The 15,009-nt window shown below is 62.4% G+C and carries 14 protein-coding genes; 2 read left to right on the plus strand and 12 right to left on the minus strand.

What is annotated here, in order from left to right; genetic code table 11:
• Positions 1 to 80: 80 nt before the first annotated feature.
• The gene (locus tag AU074_RS18760) at positions 81 to 398 is read right to left on the minus strand and encodes a ribbon-helix-helix domain-containing protein (RefSeq protein WP_076015985.1); all 318 of its coding nucleotides are present in this window, start codon (positions 396 to 398) and stop codon (positions 81 to 83) included.
• A gap of 16 nt (positions 399 to 414) precedes the next feature.
• Entirely contained in the window at positions 415 to 996 is a 582-nt protein-coding gene (locus AU074_RS18765; RefSeq protein ID WP_076015986.1) for a DJ-1/PfpI family protein, read from the minus strand.
• Positions 997 to 1,295: 299 nt separating this feature from the next.
• Between AU074_RS18765 and AU074_RS18770 the strand changes: the two genes are divergently transcribed.
• The gene (locus AU074_RS18770) at positions 1,296 to 2,195 is read left to right on the plus strand and encodes a DMT family transporter (protein WP_076015987.1); all 900 of its coding nucleotides are present in this window, start codon (positions 1,296 to 1,298) and stop codon (positions 2,193 to 2,195) included.
• A 109-nt stretch (positions 2,196 to 2,304) separates the two neighbouring features.
• On the opposite strand, the gene AU074_RS18775 is transcribed toward AU074_RS18770, so the two are convergent.
• From AU074_RS18775 to AU074_RS18790, 4 genes are read right to left on the minus strand one after another with little or no spacing between them, the layout of a single operon-like run.
• Positions 2,305 to 3,522 carry an SAM-dependent methyltransferase gene (locus tag AU074_RS18775; protein WP_076015988.1) on the minus strand — a complete coding sequence of 406 codons (1,218 nt, stop codon included), beginning with the start codon at positions 3,520 to 3,522 and terminating at the stop codon, positions 2,305 to 2,307.
• A 41-nt stretch (positions 3,523 to 3,563) separates the two neighbouring features.
• On the minus strand, positions 3,564 to 4,181 hold the full coding sequence (locus AU074_RS18780; protein WP_063032728.1) for a TPM domain-containing protein: 618 nt from the start codon (positions 4,179 to 4,181) through the stop codon (positions 3,564 to 3,566).
• A 28-nt stretch (positions 4,182 to 4,209) separates the two neighbouring features.
• On the minus strand, positions 4,210 to 4,938 hold the full coding sequence (locus tag AU074_RS18785) for a YgcG family protein (RefSeq protein WP_076015989.1): 729 nt from the start codon (positions 4,936 to 4,938) through the stop codon (positions 4,210 to 4,212).
• Positions 4,938 to 5,546, minus strand: coding sequence for a LemA family protein (locus AU074_RS18790; protein ID WP_003209150.1), 609 nt, complete (start codon positions 5,544 to 5,546; stop codon positions 4,938 to 4,940). Before AU074_RS18790 ends, AU074_RS18785 begins: the two co-directional genes overlap by 1 nt.
• Positions 5,547 to 5,760: 214 nt before the next feature.
• Here AU074_RS18790 and bglX point away from each other — a divergent pair, with 214 nt between their 5' ends.
• Positions 5,761 to 8,052, plus strand: a complete 2,292-nt coding sequence (bglX, locus tag AU074_RS18795) for a beta-glucosidase BglX (protein WP_076015990.1) — start codon at positions 5,761 to 5,763, stop codon at positions 8,050 to 8,052.
• A gap of 127 nt (positions 8,053 to 8,179) precedes the next feature.
• Here bglX and AU074_RS18800 read toward each other — a convergent pair whose 3' ends face one another.
• From AU074_RS18800 to AU074_RS18825, 6 genes are all read right to left on the minus strand, one after another.
• Positions 8,180 to 9,337 (minus strand): phosphatidylserine/phosphatidylglycerophosphate/cardiolipin synthase family protein, encoded by a 1,158-nt coding sequence (locus AU074_RS18800; protein ID WP_076015991.1) that lies wholly within the window; start codon positions 9,335 to 9,337, stop codon positions 8,180 to 8,182.
• Between the two features lies 1 nt (position 9,338).
• A complete protein-coding gene (locus AU074_RS18805) occupies positions 9,339 to 9,920 on the minus strand; it encodes a YceI family protein (RefSeq protein ID WP_076015992.1) in 582 nt (193 codons plus the stop codon).
• Between the two features lie 160 nt (positions 9,921 to 10,080).
• Positions 10,081 to 10,851 carry a helix-turn-helix domain-containing protein gene (locus tag AU074_RS18810; protein ID WP_063032738.1) on the minus strand — a complete coding sequence of 257 codons (771 nt, stop codon included), beginning with the start codon at positions 10,849 to 10,851 and terminating at the stop codon, positions 10,081 to 10,083.
• 64 nt (positions 10,852 to 10,915) lie between these two features.
• Positions 10,916 to 12,358: an amidase gene (locus AU074_RS18815; RefSeq protein WP_076015993.1), complete on the minus strand. Its 1,443-nt coding sequence runs from the start codon at positions 12,356 to 12,358 to the stop codon at positions 10,916 to 10,918.
• Positions 12,355 to 13,665: a citrate-proton symporter gene (locus AU074_RS18820; RefSeq protein ID WP_076015994.1), complete on the minus strand. Its 1,311-nt coding sequence runs from the start codon at positions 13,663 to 13,665 to the stop codon at positions 12,355 to 12,357. Before AU074_RS18820 ends, AU074_RS18815 begins: the two co-directional genes overlap by 4 nt.
• Positions 13,666 to 13,723: 58 nt before the next feature.
• The gene (locus tag AU074_RS18825; protein WP_076015995.1) at positions 13,724 to 14,899 is read right to left on the minus strand and encodes a M20 aminoacylase family protein; all 1,176 of its coding nucleotides are present in this window, start codon (positions 14,897 to 14,899) and stop codon (positions 13,724 to 13,726) included.
• Positions 14,900 to 15,009 lie beyond the last annotated feature (110 nt).

Here is a 15,009-nt window from a genome sequence, read left to right on the forward strand (position 1 = left end):
GCTTGCTCGCGAAGGCGGTGGATCAGTCGGTACATGAGTTACCTGACACACCGCTTTCGCGAGCAAGCCCGCTCCCACATTTAGATCTTCAGCGCGCCATTTCTTGTATTCACAAGGCTGAGCTCTGGGGCCTGAACCCGCTGCTTGCTCAGGTACCGCGTGCAACTCACCCGCAAAAACGACGCAAAATTCACCACTTCGCCGCGGTAGTCCATCACCTCTTCATACAGCTTGGCGATCAGCTGATTGGTGGTCATGCCATCCACCTCGGCGATTTCGCTGAGGATGTCCCAGAACTGGTTTTCCAGGCGCACGGTGGTCACCACGCCGCAGATGCGCAGGGAGCGCGAGCGGGATTCGTAGAGAATCGGGTCGGCCTTGACGTACAGCTCGCACATGGCGATGACCTCCGCGTTACAGGATGATTTGGGTGCCCAGCAGGCCGAGGAAAGCCGCCAGCCAGCTTGGGTGCGCCGGCCACGCCGGTGCAGTCACCAGATTGCCTTGAACGTGGCTGTCGGTCACCGGGATATCGATGAACGTGCCACCCGCCAATCGCACTTCCGGCCCACACGCCGGGTAAGCGCTGCACTCACGGCCTTCCAGAATCCCGGCAGCCGCCAGCAATTGTGCGCCGTGGCATACCGCAGCGATGGGCTTGCCGGCCTGGTCGAACGCCTTGACCAGTTGCAGGACTTTCTCGTTCAGGCGCAGGTACTCGGGCGCACGGCCGCCGGGCACCAGCAACGCGTCGTAGTCGGCAGCGTCGACCTTGGCAAAATCCGCGTTCAGGGCAAACAGGTGCCCAGGCTTTTCGCTGTAGGTCTGATCGCCTTCGAAGTCGTGGATCGCCGTGCGTACGGTCTGGCCGGCGGACTTGTCCGGGCACACGGCATGCACGGTATGCCCCACCATCAGCAGCGCCTGGAACGGCACCATCACTTCATAGTCTTCGACGTAATCGCCGACCAGCATCAGGATTTTCTTCGCGGCCATGGGGCATTCCTCCGGTTGAACGGTTGGGCAGACAGGAGTAGCCAAGATAGACCTGTGCCGATGAGCCGGGTAATGGCCCGCTACTACATCATTGCGGTGTAGGAGCGAGCTTGCTCGCGAAGAACGTTAACGATAACGCGGGAAGCCAGACAGCCCGCGGCGCTCTCAGGTTTTTCGCGAGCAAGCTCGCTCCTACACAAACTGTACGGTCCAATCTGCACCCAGCTGTAAGCGCGCGTTTGCGGGCTTTGTGGCTAGATGAACGTCCACTTCCGGCCCATTCGATTCTGGTTCCTTCCATGAGCTCCCGCGAAAATACCGGCATGGCCCTCGGCCTGCTGGGCGTCGTCATCTTCAGCCTTACCCTGCCCTTCACCCGTATCGTGGTGCAGGAAATGCATCCGCTGCTCAATGGCCTGGGCCGGGCGTTGTTTGCGGCAGTGCCGGCGGCGGCGTTGTTGCTGTGGCGCCGCGAGCGCTGGCCCACCTGGCGCCAGGTGCGCGGGCTGACGTTGGTGATTGCCGGGGTAATCCTGGGGTTCCCGGTGCTGTCGGCCTGGGCCATGCAAACCTTGCCGGCGTCTCATGGTGCGCTGGTCAACGGCTTGCAGCCGCTGTGCGTAGCGCTGTATGCGGCGTGGTTGTCCCATGAGCGGCCATCAAAGGCGTTCTGGGCGTGCGCGGCGCTGGGCAGTGCGCTGGTGCTGAGTTACGCGTTGATCACCGGGGCCGGCAGCATCCAGGCAGGCGACCTGTTGATGCTCGCGGCGATTGCCGTGGGTGGCCTGGGTTACGCAGAAGGCGGCCGGTTGGCCAAGGAGATGGGAGGCTGGCAGGTGATCTGCTGGGCGCTGGTGCTGTCGACGCCGGTATTGATCGGGCCTGTGGCGTACCTGGCGCTGCAACACGAAGGACCGATTTCCATGCGCACCTGGTGGGCGTTTGGTTATGTGTCGCTGTTTTCGCAGTTCCTGGGGTTCTTTGCGTGGTACGCCGGCTTGGCCATGGGCGGCATCGCCCGGGTCAGCCAGATTCAGCTGTTGCAGATCTTTTTCACCATCGCGTTTTCCGCGCTGTTTTTTGGTGAGCACATCGAGCCGATTACCTGGCTGTTTGCCTGCGGGGTGATTGTGACGGTGATGTTGGGGCGCAAGACCAGTGTGAAGCCTGCGCCAGCTCCCAAGCCCAGCGCAGTCTAATGTGGGAGCGGGCTTGCTCGCGAATGCAGTGGATCAGTTGATACATCAGGTGACTGACACACCGCTTTCGCGAGCAAGCCCGCTCCCACATTTTTGATTTGCGTCGTACTCAGGCCAGGTAACCATCCACCCGCAGCAGGGTTTCCAGGCAATGTTCGGTGATGTTGTAGAACGTTTTCAGCTCGTGGATTTTCACCAGGAGCTGAGCGTTATCCAACGGCTCCGCACGCTTCACGGCAAGGATCATCTTGTTCTTGTTGGTGTGCTCCAACGAGATGAACTCAAACACCTTGGTCTCATAACCGCAGGCTTCGAGAAACAACGCACGCAGGCTGTCGGTGACCATTTCCGCCTGCTGGCCCAGGTGCAAACCGTATTGCAGCATCGGCTTGAGCAGCGCCGGGCTCTGGATCTGCAGGCGAATCTGCTTATGGCAGCACGGCGAGCACATGATGATCGACGCCCCGGAGCGGATGCCGGTGTGAATCGCGTAGTCGGTGGCGATGTCGCAGGCATGCAGGGCGATCATCACGTCCAGTTCGCTGGGCGCGACGCTGCGCACATCCCCGCATTTGAACACCAGCCCCGGGTGATCCAGGCGGGCGGCGGCGTTGTTGCACAGGGTCACCATGTCTTCGCGCAGTTCCACACCGGTCACTTCACCCTCGGCGTTGAGGGTGTTGCGCAAGTAGTCGTGGATGGCAAACGTCAGGTAGCCCTTGCCCGAACCAAAGTCCGCGACGCGCACCGGCTGGTCCAGCTTCAGCGGTGACGTGGTCAGCGCATGGCTGAACACTTCGATGAACTTGTTGATCTGCTTCCACTTGCGCGACATCGCCGGGATCAGTTCGTGCTTGGCGTTGGTCACGCCAAGGTCAGCGAGGAATGGTCGCGTCAGGTCCAGGAAGCGATTTTTCTCGCGGTTGTGCTCGGCAGATGGTGCCTCGCGCAGTTGTTGCGGCTTGCTTTTGAACAGCGAGCTTTTGTTCTTCTTGCTGTATTCCAGCTGGGCTTCGTCGGTCACCGAGAGCAGGTGCGCGTTCTTGAACGAGGCCGGCAACAGCTCGGCAATCGCCGCTACGCCGTCTTCCAGCGAGAAGTTCTTGGTGATGTCGCGGGTCTTGTAGCGGTAGACGAAGGACAGGCAAGGCTGATCCTTGACCGTCAGCTGCTTGATGATCAGCTTCTGAAGATCAGGCTCGGTGCCGACGTACTTGGCCAGCACCAGCTTGATAAAGGCGTTTTGCTCAAGGCTCGCGCTCAGCAGTTCGAGGAACTGCGCGTGATGATCCGGCGCGGGGCTGGCAGGTTTAGCGGTGGCAGACATGAACAAAAACGCCTCGGGCAGGGAATGCCGGGAATTTTACACTACTCCAACACCACCAACCGATTCGGCAACTCATTGCGCGCGTGGGTCACCGGCACATGCTCCTTGAGCAACACCCCGCAGGCTTCAATGCAGCTGATAAACCCGGCCAACGTCTGGCCTTGCTTCACCTGCTGGGTGAACTGCTTGACGATCGCATCCCAACTGCTGTCATCCAGGCGACTGGAAATGCCCTTGTCCACCAGGATTTCCACATACCGCTCGGCCTCACTGACAAAAATCAGCACCCCGGTACTGCCCAGCGTGTGGTGCAGGTGCTGCTCCAGAAACTGCCGCCGCGCCAGGTTGGACGCGCGCCAGTGGCGCACCGAGCGCGGGATCAGCCGCGTCGTCACCTTGGGCAACCGGAACACCAGGCACAGCACCACAAACGTGCCCCACTGCGCCAGCAGCAAGGTGTACATGGTCAGCCAGCCCGACAGATAGTGAATGATCCCCGGCACCACCAGCGCCAGCAGGCTGGCCCACAACAGCGGGATGTAGGCGTAGTCGTCGGCACGGGCCGCGAGCACGGTCACCAGTTCGGCGTCGGTCTGTTGCTCGACCCGGGCGATCGCCTCGGCGACCTGGCGTTGCTCGTGTTGACTCAGTAATGCCATGGTTGTTGATGCTCTCTCGTTATTGTCATTACCAGCCGCCCGAGGCGCCACCGCCACCGAAACCACCGCCGCCGCCCCTGAAGCCACCACCACCGCCGCCGCCTCCGCCGCCGCGACCGCTGCTGCTGAGAATCGCCAGCAGGATAGCGCCAACGGGCAGGCCCATGCGATTGCACAGCCACAGCACCGCCAGCAACAGGATGAACAGACCAATGGAAATGCCCGGGTTTTGCTTGGCGAAGTTGGCCTCGGACACATGCGCCGGCACCGCCAGCGGATCGCCGCCCACCACTTGCAGCATCGCCGCCACGCCGTCGCTGATGCCCTTGCTGTAGTTGCCCGCTTTGAATGCCGGGGCGATCACCTGGTTGATGATCACCCAGGACTGCGCATCGGTGAGTACGCCTTCCAGGCCATAACCCACTTCGATACGGATCTTGTGCTCATCCCGGGCGACGATCAGCAGTGCGCCGTTGTCCTTGCCCTTCTGGCCGATGCCCCACGCGCGGCCCAGTTGATAACCGAAGTCTTCAATGGGCACGCCTTGCAGGTCCGGCACGGTGACCACCACGATCTGGTCACCGCTGGTCTGCTCCAGCGCCTGCAATTGCTGGGTCAGTTGCTCGCGCACGGCCGGGTCGATCATCTGGGCGTTGTCGACCACCCGTCCGGTCAGGGCCGGAAAGTTAAGGGCGGCCTGGGCGGTCAGGCTAAAGGCCAGCAGCACCGCCGCCAGCAGCCAAGCGCGCTTGCCCATCAGAATTTCACTTGCGGCGCTTTATCGGCATCGGCACTGGTGGCCTCGAAGTTGGCGCGGACCGGCAAGTCGCTGTACATCACGCTGTGCCACAGGCGGCCCGGGAAGGTGCGAATCTCGGTGTTGTAGGCCTGTACCGCCTGGATAAAGTCGCGACGGGCCACCGCGATGCGGTTTTCGGTACCTTCAAGCTGCGATTGCAGGGCCAGGAAGTTCTGGTTGGCCTTCAGGTCCGGGTAACGCTCGGACACCACCATCAAGCGGCTGAGTGCACCGCTCAAGCCGTCCTGGGCTTGCTGGAACTGCTTGAGTTTTTCCGGATTGTCGAGGGTGCTGGCGTCCACCTGGATCGAGGTGGCCTTGGCCCGCGCTTCGATCACGGCGGTCAGGGTGTCCTGTTCATGGGCGGCATAGCCCTTGACCACTTCCACCAGGTTGGGGATCAGGTCGGCGCGCCGCTGGTACTGGTTCTGCACCTGGGCCCAGGCCGCCTTGGCCTGTTCGTCCAGGGTCGGGATCTTGTTGATGCCGCAACCGCTCAGCACGGTGCTCACCAGTATCAATGCCACGGCCTTCCAGCCCCAACGGTAACCTTGTGCTGCTTGCATGGTGTTTCTCCTGCCAAACCTATGAAATATACCGACTGACGCGTTAGCTACGGGCTTAGGGCATAATCCGCCACCACCCACTGGATTGCATCGAGCCAATCAGCTAAAAGATGCCCAGCGCCAATAAGAGTTCAGAAGTGTGCTGCATTTATCTGAACAACACCCGAACAACAATAGACGCTCTCCGGTCCCAAGGCTGCGAGAAAGGATTTTCATGAAGAAGCTGTGTTTGCTGGGCCTTGTTGTCAGTTTGGCCACTCATTCCGTATTTGCCGAAACAAAGCCCGCAGTACTCAAGGACAAAGACGCCTTCGTCAGTGACCTGCTCAAGCAAATGACCCTCGATGAAAAGATCGGGCAGTTGCGCCTGATCAGCATCGGCCCTGAAATGCCCCGCGAGCTGATCCGCAAGGAAATCGCCGCCGGCCGCATCGGTGGCACCTTCAATTCCATCACCCGCCCGGAAAACCGTCCAATGCAGGACGCGGCCATGCGCAGCCGGTTGAAGATCCCGATGTTCTTCGCCTATGACGTGATCCACGGCCACCGCACGATTTTCCCGATCAGCCTGGCCCTGGCCTCCAGCTGGGACATGGACGCCATCGGCCGCTCCGGGCGCGTCGCCGCCCAGGAAGCCGCCGCCGACAGCCTCGACATCACCTTTGCGCCGATGGTCGACATCTCCCGCGACCCGCGCTGGGGCCGCACCTCCGAAGGTTTTGGCGAAGACACCTACCTGACCTCGCGCATTGCCGAAGTCATGGTCAAGGCCTTCCAGGGCACCAGCTCCGCCAAGGCCGACAGCATCATGGCCAGCGTCAAGCACTTCGCCCTGTATGGCGCGGTGGAAGGCGGTCGCGACTACAACGTGGTCGACATGAGCCCGGTCAAGATGTACCAGGACTACCTGCCGCCCTACCACGCCGCGATCAAGGCCGGTGCCGGTGGCGTGATGGTTGCGCTGAACTCGATCAACGGCGTGCCGGCCACCGCCAACACCTGGCTGATGAACGACCTGCTGCGCAAGGACTGGGGCTTCAAGGGCCTGGCCGTGAGCGACCATGGCGCGATCTTCGAGCTGATCAAGCACGGCGTGGCCAAGGACGGGCGTGAAGCCGCCAAGCTGGCGATCAAGGCCGGCATCGACATGAGCATGAACGACTCGCTCTACGGCAAGGAATTGCCCGGCCTGCTGAAATCCGGCGAGATCGAACAGAGCGACATCGACAACGCAGTGCGCGAAGTGCTTGGCGCCAAGTACGACATGGGCCTGTTCGCCGACCCGTACCTGCGCATCGGCAAGGCCGAGGATGACCCGGTCGACACCTACGCCGAAAGCCGCCTGCATCGCGCCGACGCACGTGACGTGGCACGCCGCAGCCTGGTGCTGCTGAAAAACCAGAACAACGCCCTGCCGCTGAAAAAGAGCGCGACCATCGCCCTGGTCGGCCCGCTGGCCAAGGCGCCGATCGACATGATGGGCAGCTGGGCCGCTGCCGGTAAACCCGCGCAATCGGTGACCCTGCTGGACGGCATGAATGCCGTGATCGGCGAAAAAGGCAAAGTGATCTATGCCCGCGGCGCCAACATCACCAATGACAAGAAAGTCGTCGACTACCTCAACTTCCTGAACTTCGATGCCCCGGAAGTGGTGGATGACCCGCGCTCGTCCCAGGCGATGATCGACGAAGCGGTCAAGGCAGCCAAAGATGCCGACGTAGTGGTTGCCGCCGTGGGCGAATCCCGTGGCATGTCCCACGAGTCGTCGAGCCGCACCGACCTGAACATCCCGCAAAGCCAGCGCGACCTGATCAAGGCCTTGAAAGCCACCGGCAAACCGCTGGTGCTGGTATTGATGAACGGCCGTCCGCTGTCGATTGTCGACGAGAACGAACAGGCTGACGCAATCCTGGAAACCTGGTTCGCCGGTACCGAAGGCGGCAACGCGATCGCGGACGTGTTGTTCGGCGACTACAACCCGTCGGGCAAACTGCCGATCACCTTCCCGCGTTCGGTGGGGCAGATTCCGACCTACTACAACCACCTGAGCATTGGCCGGCCGTTCACGCCGGGCAAGCCGGGCAACTACACCTCGCAGTACTTCGATGACACCACCGGGCCGCTGTTTCCGTTTGGTTATGGCTTGAGCTACACCAGCTTCAGCCTGTCGGACATGGCGCTGTCGTCCACCACCCTGAACAAGACCGGCAAGCTCGACGCCACCGTGGTGGTGAAAAACACCGGCAAGGTCGATGGCGAAACCGTGGTGCAGCTGTACATCCAGGACGTGGCCGGCTCGATGATCCGCCCGGTGAAGGAATTGAAGAACTTCCAGAAGATCATGCTCAAGGCTGGCGAAGAGCGCGCCGTGCACTTCACCATCACCGAGGAAGACTTGAAGTTCTACAACACCCAACTGAAGTTCGCGGCTGAGCCGGGCGAGTTCAATGTGCAGATCGGGTTGGATTCGCAGGATGTGAAGCAGCAGAGCTTCGAACTGCTCTAAATACACACCCCTGTAGGAGCGAGCTTGCTCGCGAAGGTCGTTAACGATGACATTGGCGTTCTAAATGAACGCGGCGTCGTCAAGTTCTTCGCGAGCAAGCTCGCTCCTACAGTGACCTGCGTAGTCCTTAACCTCTTCGATCCAGCAGGTTAACCACCAACCGATCAATCCACCCCCACAACCGCTGCTTCACCCGCCGCCACAATGGCCGCGACCGCCACGCCTCCAGGCTCACCGCCTGGCTCTGGGCAAAATCCCTCTCGAAACTCCCCGCTACCGCCAACGTCAGATCCGGGTCCAGCGCCTCCAGATTCGCCTCCAGGTTGAAGCGCAGATTCCAGTGGTCGAAGTTGCACGAACCTATGCTCACCCAATCGTCCACCAACACCATTTTCAGGTGCAGGAAACACGGCTGGTATTCAAAGATCTGCACCCCGGACTTGAGCAGACGCGGGTAGTAACGGTGCCCGGCGTACCGCACCGACGGGTGATCGGTACGCGGCCCGGTCAACAGCAAGCGCACATCCACTCCGCGCCCCGCCGCCCGGCGCAGGGCACGCCGTACACTCCAGGTCGGCAGGAAATACGGTGTAGCCAGCCAGATACGCCGGTGGCCGCTGTTCAGCGCGCGGATCAGCGATTGCAGAATATCCCGATGCTGACGAGCATCCGCATAGGCCACACGCCCCAGCCCCGGCCCTGTCGCCGGCACCTTGGGCAAACGTGGCAGCCCAAAATGCGTGGCCGGTTTCCAGGCTCTACGATCGTCGTTGGCCAGCCATTGGCGATCAAACAATGCCTGCCAATCCAGCACCAACGGGCCGCGGACTTGCACCATCACTTCGTGCCAGTCGGCGGCGTCTTCACCGGGCGTCCAGAACTCATCCGTCACGCCCGTGCCGCCGACCACAGCGAGGGTCTGGTCAATCAGCAACAGCTTGCGGTGGTCCCGGTAGAGGTTGCGCATCCAGCGGCGCCAGCTCAGGCGGTTGTAGAAACGCAGGTCCACCCCGGCATCGATCAACCGTCGACGCAGGCCCAGGGTAAACGCCAGGCTGCCATAGTCATCGAACAGGCAACGTACCCGCACGCCACGCTCGGCCGCCCCGACCAAGGCCTGAACCATCGCCTCGGCACACGCGCCCGCCTCCACCAGATACAGCTCCAGCGCGACTTGCTGCTCGGCCTGGGCGATGCCCTCCAACATGCGCGGAAAGAAACTCGGACCGTCGATCATCAACTCGAAACGGTTGGCGCTGCGCCACGGGAACACTGCGCCGCTCATGTCAGCGCGCCGTGAAAATCAGTACCGCACCCACCGGTACCGACAGGCTGATCTGCGACAGCCCGGCGGCCTTGCGCAACGCGGCCACACCCGGCAGCAGATCGAAATCCTCGGCATGCACCACCAACGGCTCCAACGTCACCACTTGAAAGCGTCGGTCATCCAGACGGGTCGCCAGCAGTTCGGCACTGTAGGTCTGGGTCTTGCCGTGCAGCGTCACCGACAGCGGCAGGCGCAGCTCGTATTGCGCACCGGGGGCCAGGTCGTTGATCGGTTGCAGGTTGATCTGCGCATTGATCACCGCGTCCGGGAAGGTCTTGATCTCGAATAGCTCATTGCGCATGCGCTCGTCGCGCAGCGGAATACCGCTGTTGATCGACTCCAGCTCGACTTCCAACTGCGCCGCGCCTTTGCTGTCGACCTTGCCGTGCAGCACCAGGAAGCGCTGCACTTCGGCGATGTCGGTGTTTTTGGTGGTGACGAACGACAGGCGCGAGGACTCGTTGTCCAGGTACCAGTCGGCGTGGGCAGGCACGGCGGCAGCGGCCAGCAGCAGGACGGCCAGGGGTTTGAGCAAGGACATAAAGACTCTTGGGGCAAAAAACCTGGACGAACAGTAACAAAGACCTCCTGTAGGAGCGAGCTTGCTCGCGAAGGTTGCCAACGATGACGCGGGCATTCTGAATGAACGCGGTGCCTGTGAGTTCTTCGCGAGCAAGCTCGCTCCTACAGGGGAACGGTGGTCAGGCCAACGCCTGCTGCACATCGCGAATGGTCGATTCCAGGCTGGCCAGGTGCAGGCTCAGCACTCGTTCCACCGGTGCCTGATCCATCGGCCAATGCAGCGCCATGCTGCCTACCAACCGCCCGTTGGCCCGCACTGGCAAAGCCACTGCGCGAATCAGGAACGGCAGGCGCACCGGGTATTCCCAGTAGCCTTCGGTGCGCTGCCCGAAACCCTGGTGCTGGGATTGTTCACACGCCCGGTATTGATCGTCCTCCGCCACTCGCTCACGGCCGGCTAGGCGCTGTACTTCATCCGCCGACAATTGCGACAGGCACGCTTTGCCCATGGCCGAGTGAAACAGGCTGGCGTGTTGGCCGACGATCTGGCAGTTGTTCGGGTAGAGCTTGCGCAACACCGTGGGGATCGCGCTTTCCATCACTTCCAGGCGTTCGCCGTCGAAGCTCGACAAGTCCACCACCAGGCCGGTGCGCTCGCTGAGATCCAGCAGCCACGGCGCGGCGCTTTCCACCAATTGGCGCTTGAAACGCTGCTGGGTATCACCGAACAGGCGCCGGGCCCGCAGGCGGTAACGGCGGTCGCTGAGACCACGGTAAATCCAGCCCTGTTCCTGCAAGGTCAGCAGCATCCGCGAGACGGTGGCCTTGGGCAGGTGAGTCAGGTAGTGCAACTCTTCCAGCCCCAGCGCCTGATGCTCGCCGAGCAATTCGATGATCGCCAGTGCGCGCCCCACTGAGCGTACGGTTCCCGTCTCGGCGTCGCTGCCCATGTGTCGATCTCCTTGATGCCGATGGATGATCTGATTTCACAGCAAGATACAGGCCTGTCGCGACTCAGCCGGTCGACGAGAGGCAAGCAGGCGGCCGCCGCTGCACCCAGCGAGTCAGCTGTTCGTGGGCGTACGCCAGTTGCAACACCGCCCTGTCCGCCTGGGCCGGGCCGATGATTTGCAGGCCCATGGGCAAGCCCTGCGGGTTGAAACCCACCGGCACGCTCATGCTCGGTAGACCGGCCAGCGTGGGACCAATCACCACTTCCATCCAGCGATGGTAGGTGTCCATCTCACGCCCTGCGACGAGGCGCGGCCAGGCTTGTTGTGCATCGAAAGGGAACACTTGGGCGGTGGGCAGCAACAGGAAATCGTAACGTTCGAACAGCTTGCCGAGGGCGCGGTACCAGTCGCTGCGGCTGACCGACGCCTGGTAGACATCCGCCGCACTCAGCTGTAAGCCGCCCTGCACTTCCCATTGGGCTTCGGGCTTGAGCAACACGCGTTTTTGCGGGTCGGCGTAGGCCGCGCCGAGGGAGCCCTGGATCAGCCAATGGCGGTGCACCAGCCAGGTCTGCCACAGGCGCGCCAGAGAGAATTCCGGTTGGCAGTGCTCGACCTCGCAGCCCAGCGCCGCGAAGTCCTTGAGGGCTGATTCGCACAGGCTCATCACGCCGTCTTCCATCGGCAGATAACCGTTGTAATCCCCCAGCCAGCCGAGGCGCGCGCCCTTGAAGTCGCGCTGCAACGGCTCACCCAACACCGCCGGATCCTCCTTGAGCGACAGCGGCACCCGAGGGTCGTACCCCGCCTGCACACTCAGCAACTGAGCCACATCCGCCACGCTGCGACCCATCGGGCCTTCCGTGGCCAGTTGCTGGACGAACAGCTCCGGCGCCGGCCCGTGAGGCACCCGGCCCTGGGACGGGCGCAGGCCAAATACGTTATTGAACGCCGCCGGGTTTCGCAGCGAGCCCATCATGTCGCTGCCATCGGCCACCGGCAGCATGCGCAACGCCAGCGCCACTGCCGCGCCGCCGCTGCTGCCACCGGCCACGAGGCGCGGGTCATAGGCGTTGCCGGTGGTGCCGAACACGCCGTTGTAGGTCTGCGAGCCGAGGCCGAATTCCGGCACGTTGGTCTTGCCGATGATGACCGCGCCACTGGCCCGAACCCGCGCCACGCTGATCGCATCTTCTTGAGGAATATGCTCGGCGAACAGCGGCGAACCCAGGGTGGTGCGCAGGCCCTGTGTCGCCGCCAAATCCTTGATCGCCTGGGGCATGCCGTGCATCCAGCCACGGGATTGGCCTTGGTCCAACTCGCGATCACGCTGCGCCGCTTCGGCCAGCACGTCCTCACGGGAGCGCAGCGAGACCAGCGCATTCACCGTCGGGTTGAAGCGTTCAACCTGGGCCAGATACGCCTGCATCACCTCATGGCAAGACACCTGCCGCGCATGGATCGCCCGTGACAGTTCGATGGCATCCAGTTCAACAATACTCAAGGTTTCACCTCGCTGGAAAACGGCGCCGGTCGTTTCGCCCGCGGCGCCTCATGCATGCAGTAAGTGCCCAGCAGCGTCAGGACGCAAGCGAACAGCACATAAAATGCCGGGGCTACCGGCGTGCCCAGCACCTTGCTCAGCCAAGTGACGATCAACGGCGCAAAGCCCCCGAACACCATCACCGCCACGTTGTAGGCCACCGACACACCCGTGGAGCGTACTTCGATGGGAAACTGCTCGGCCAGGGCCGTCGGTGCCGGGCCGAAAAAGCCGCCGATGGCCGTGCACAACATCACCTGCATCACCAGCAAACGCTCGATGGATGGCGCCGCCGCGACCCACACATACAGCGGGTACACCATCACGAAAAACGCCAGGGTGAACGCCATCAATACCGGACGCCGACCCAGCCGATCCGACAACAGGCCGGACAGCGGAATCACCACGGTCATCAGCGCCACCGCGAACATTTGCACCATCAACACCTGGTCCAGCGGCAGGCCGAGGTTCTTGTGGGCGAAGGTCGGCATATTCACCAGCACCACGTAGAACGACACTGTTGCCCCACACGCCAGGCCCATCGACACGAGGATGCTGCGGCGGTGATCGCGGATGACGCCCATCAAGCTCGGTGCCGCACCCTTGGCCTGTTTGCGCGCCTCGATAAATTCCTCGGGATCTTCCATGTGCCGGCGGATCCACAAACCCACCGGTCCGATCAGCAAGCCAAAGATGAACGGCAGGCGCCAGCCCCAGACCTCGAGGGTATGCGGCTCGAAAAAGTGCGTCACCAACGCCACCATCGCCGCACCGCCGAACACCGCCAGGCACTGCCCCACCAACTGCCACGAACCGTACAACCCCTTGCGATGGGCCGGCGCGCTTTCCACCAGGAACGCCGTGGCACTGGCGTATTCGCCGCCGGTGGCAAAGCCCTGGAGCATGCGCGCGACCACGATCAGCATCGGCGCGCCCATGCCGATCGCGGCGTAGCTGGGGGCGAAAGCGATCAGCGCGATGGAAATGGTCATCAACCGGATGATCAGTTGCATCGCAGCCTTGCGGCCTTTGCGGTCCGAATACATGCCCAGCAAAATTCCGCCCACGGGGCGCATGAAGAAGCCGACGCCAAACGTCGCCAGGGCCATCAGCAGCGACGCGTATTCATCCTCTGAGGGGAAGAACTGCCGGGCGATGATGCTGGCAAGAAAGCCGTAGACGATGAAGTCATACCATTCGAGCGCATTGCCGATCACCGCCGCAACCACCTGGCGGGTGCGGGATACGCCCTGTTTTGCAGTCTGCATGAGGAACACTCCATTCAACCTGTTGGGAAAGGGTCCAGCGGCAGAAAAAAAGAGGTCGTCAGGCGGGCTTGAGCCAGCTCTCGGCCAACGCACCCCAGTAGGCGGCGCCGGTCAGCAGGATGTCGTCGTTGAAGTCATAGGCGGGGTTGTGAACCATCGGCCGCGAGACGCCGTTGCCGATAAACAGGTAGCTGCCGGGGCAGCGTTGCAGCATCCAGGCGAAGTCTTCGCTGCCCATCAGCTTGTTGGTGTTGCCATCTACAGCATCTTCGCCGAGCAAGGCGACGCCGACCTGGCGAGCGAATTCGGTTTCTTCGGCGTGGTTAACCAGCACCGGATAGGCCGGACGATGTTCGATCTGCGCGGTGCAGCCGAAGCTCGCGGCCTGGGTCAGGATGATCGCCTTGACCCGCTCCAGCATCAGTTCGCGCACGCTCGCATCCAGGGCGCGCAAGCTCAGGCGCAACAGTGCTTGTTGGGGAATCACGTTGGCCGCCTGGCCCGCTTGCAGCGCACCGACAGTCACCACGGCGGCTTCCTGGGCATTGATATTGCGCGCAACCACGGTCTGCAACGCCATGACCATACTGGCGGCAGCCACCAGCGGATCCACCGTCAGGTGCGGCATGGAGCCATGGCCGCCGACACCTTCGAGGGTCACGGTAAGCAGGTCCTGGGAGGCCATCATCGGCCCGACCCGCAGGCCCAGATGGCCGGCGGGCAAGCCCGGCATGTTGTGCATGCCGAACAGTGCATCGCAGGGAAAGCGCTCCAGCAAGCCGTCGGCGAGCATGGCCTCGGCGCCGCCCTGGCCTTCTTCGGCGGGCTGGAAAATCAGGTTCAGGGTGCCGTCGAACTGCCGGGTCGCGGCCAGGTAACGGGCGGCGCCCAGCAGCATGGTGGTGTGGCCGTCATGGCCGCAGGCGTGCATGCAGCCGGCGTGTTGGCTGCTGTAGGTGGCACCGGTGTTTTCGATAATCGGCAAGGCGTCCATGTCGGCGCGAATCCCCAGCTTGCGCGCGCTGCTGCCATTGCGCAGCACGCCGACCACGCCGGTCTGGCCGATGCCGGTGTGGACTTCATAGCCCCAGCTTCTGAGAGATTGCGCCACGAGGGCGGAAGTGCGGTTTTCTTCAAAGCCCAGTTCGGGGTGGGCGTGAATGTCCTGACGCACGGCGTGCAGGTCGCTGGCGACATCGCTCAGCCAATCCAGGATGTGCTGGTGTGGGCTCATGGTGATTCTCCTCGCAGGCGGGTGTTCCCGTTCTTTTTCGTTGCACACCGCCAGATAACCGCGATGTGCGCAGGAGGACAATCAAAGGTGGTTCCACCCTGTGGAACCTC

Origin of the sequence: Pseudomonas sp. ATCC PTA-122608, assembly GCF_001952855.1 — a bacterium.
Taxonomy (GTDB): Bacteria; Pseudomonadota; Gammaproteobacteria; order Pseudomonadales; family Pseudomonadaceae; genus Aquipseudomonas.

Excerpts from the sequence above, each read along its gene's own strand:
- AU074_RS18800 (WP_076015991.1), bottom strand. The coding sequence starts at position 9,337 with ATGAGCGGCGCAGTGTTCCCGTGGCGCAGCGCCAACCGTTTCGAGTTG.
- AU074_RS18780 (WP_063032728.1), bottom strand. The coding sequence starts at position 4,181 with ATGGCATTACTGAGTCAACACGAGCAACGCCAGGTCGCCGAGGCGATC.
- AU074_RS18775 (WP_076015988.1), bottom strand. The coding sequence starts at position 3,522 with ATGTCTGCCACCGCTAAACCTGCCAGCCCCGCGCCGGATCATCACGCG.
- AU074_RS18760 (WP_076015985.1), bottom strand. The coding sequence starts at position 398 with ATGTGCGAGCTGTACGTCAAGGCCGACCCGATTCTCTACGAATCCCGC.
- AU074_RS18825 (WP_076015995.1), bottom strand. The coding sequence starts at position 14,899 with ATGAGCCCACACCAGCACATCCTGGATTGGCTGAGCGATGTCGCCAGC.
- bglX (WP_076015990.1), top strand. The coding sequence starts at position 5,761 with ATGAAGAAGCTGTGTTTGCTGGGCCTTGTTGTCAGTTTGGCCACTCAT.
- AU074_RS18765 (WP_076015986.1), bottom strand. The coding sequence starts at position 996 with ATGGCCGCGAAGAAAATCCTGATGCTGGTCGGCGATTACGTCGAAGAC.
- AU074_RS18810 (WP_063032738.1), bottom strand. The coding sequence starts at position 10,851 with ATGGGCAGCGACGCCGAGACGGGAACCGTACGCTCAGTGGGGCGCGCA.
- AU074_RS18785 (WP_076015989.1), bottom strand. The coding sequence starts at position 4,938 with ATGGGCAAGCGCGCTTGGCTGCTGGCGGCGGTGCTGCTGGCCTTTAGC.
- AU074_RS18820 (WP_076015994.1), bottom strand. The coding sequence starts at position 13,665 with ATGCAGACTGCAAAACAGGGCGTATCCCGCACCCGCCAGGTGGTTGCG.
- AU074_RS18790 (WP_003209150.1), bottom strand. The coding sequence starts at position 5,546 with ATGCAAGCAGCACAAGGTTACCGTTGGGGCTGGAAGGCCGTGGCATTG.
- AU074_RS18770 (WP_076015987.1), top strand. The coding sequence starts at position 1,296 with ATGAGCTCCCGCGAAAATACCGGCATGGCCCTCGGCCTGCTGGGCGTC.
- AU074_RS18805 (WP_076015992.1), bottom strand. The coding sequence starts at position 9,920 with ATGTCCTTGCTCAAACCCCTGGCCGTCCTGCTGCTGGCCGCTGCCGCC.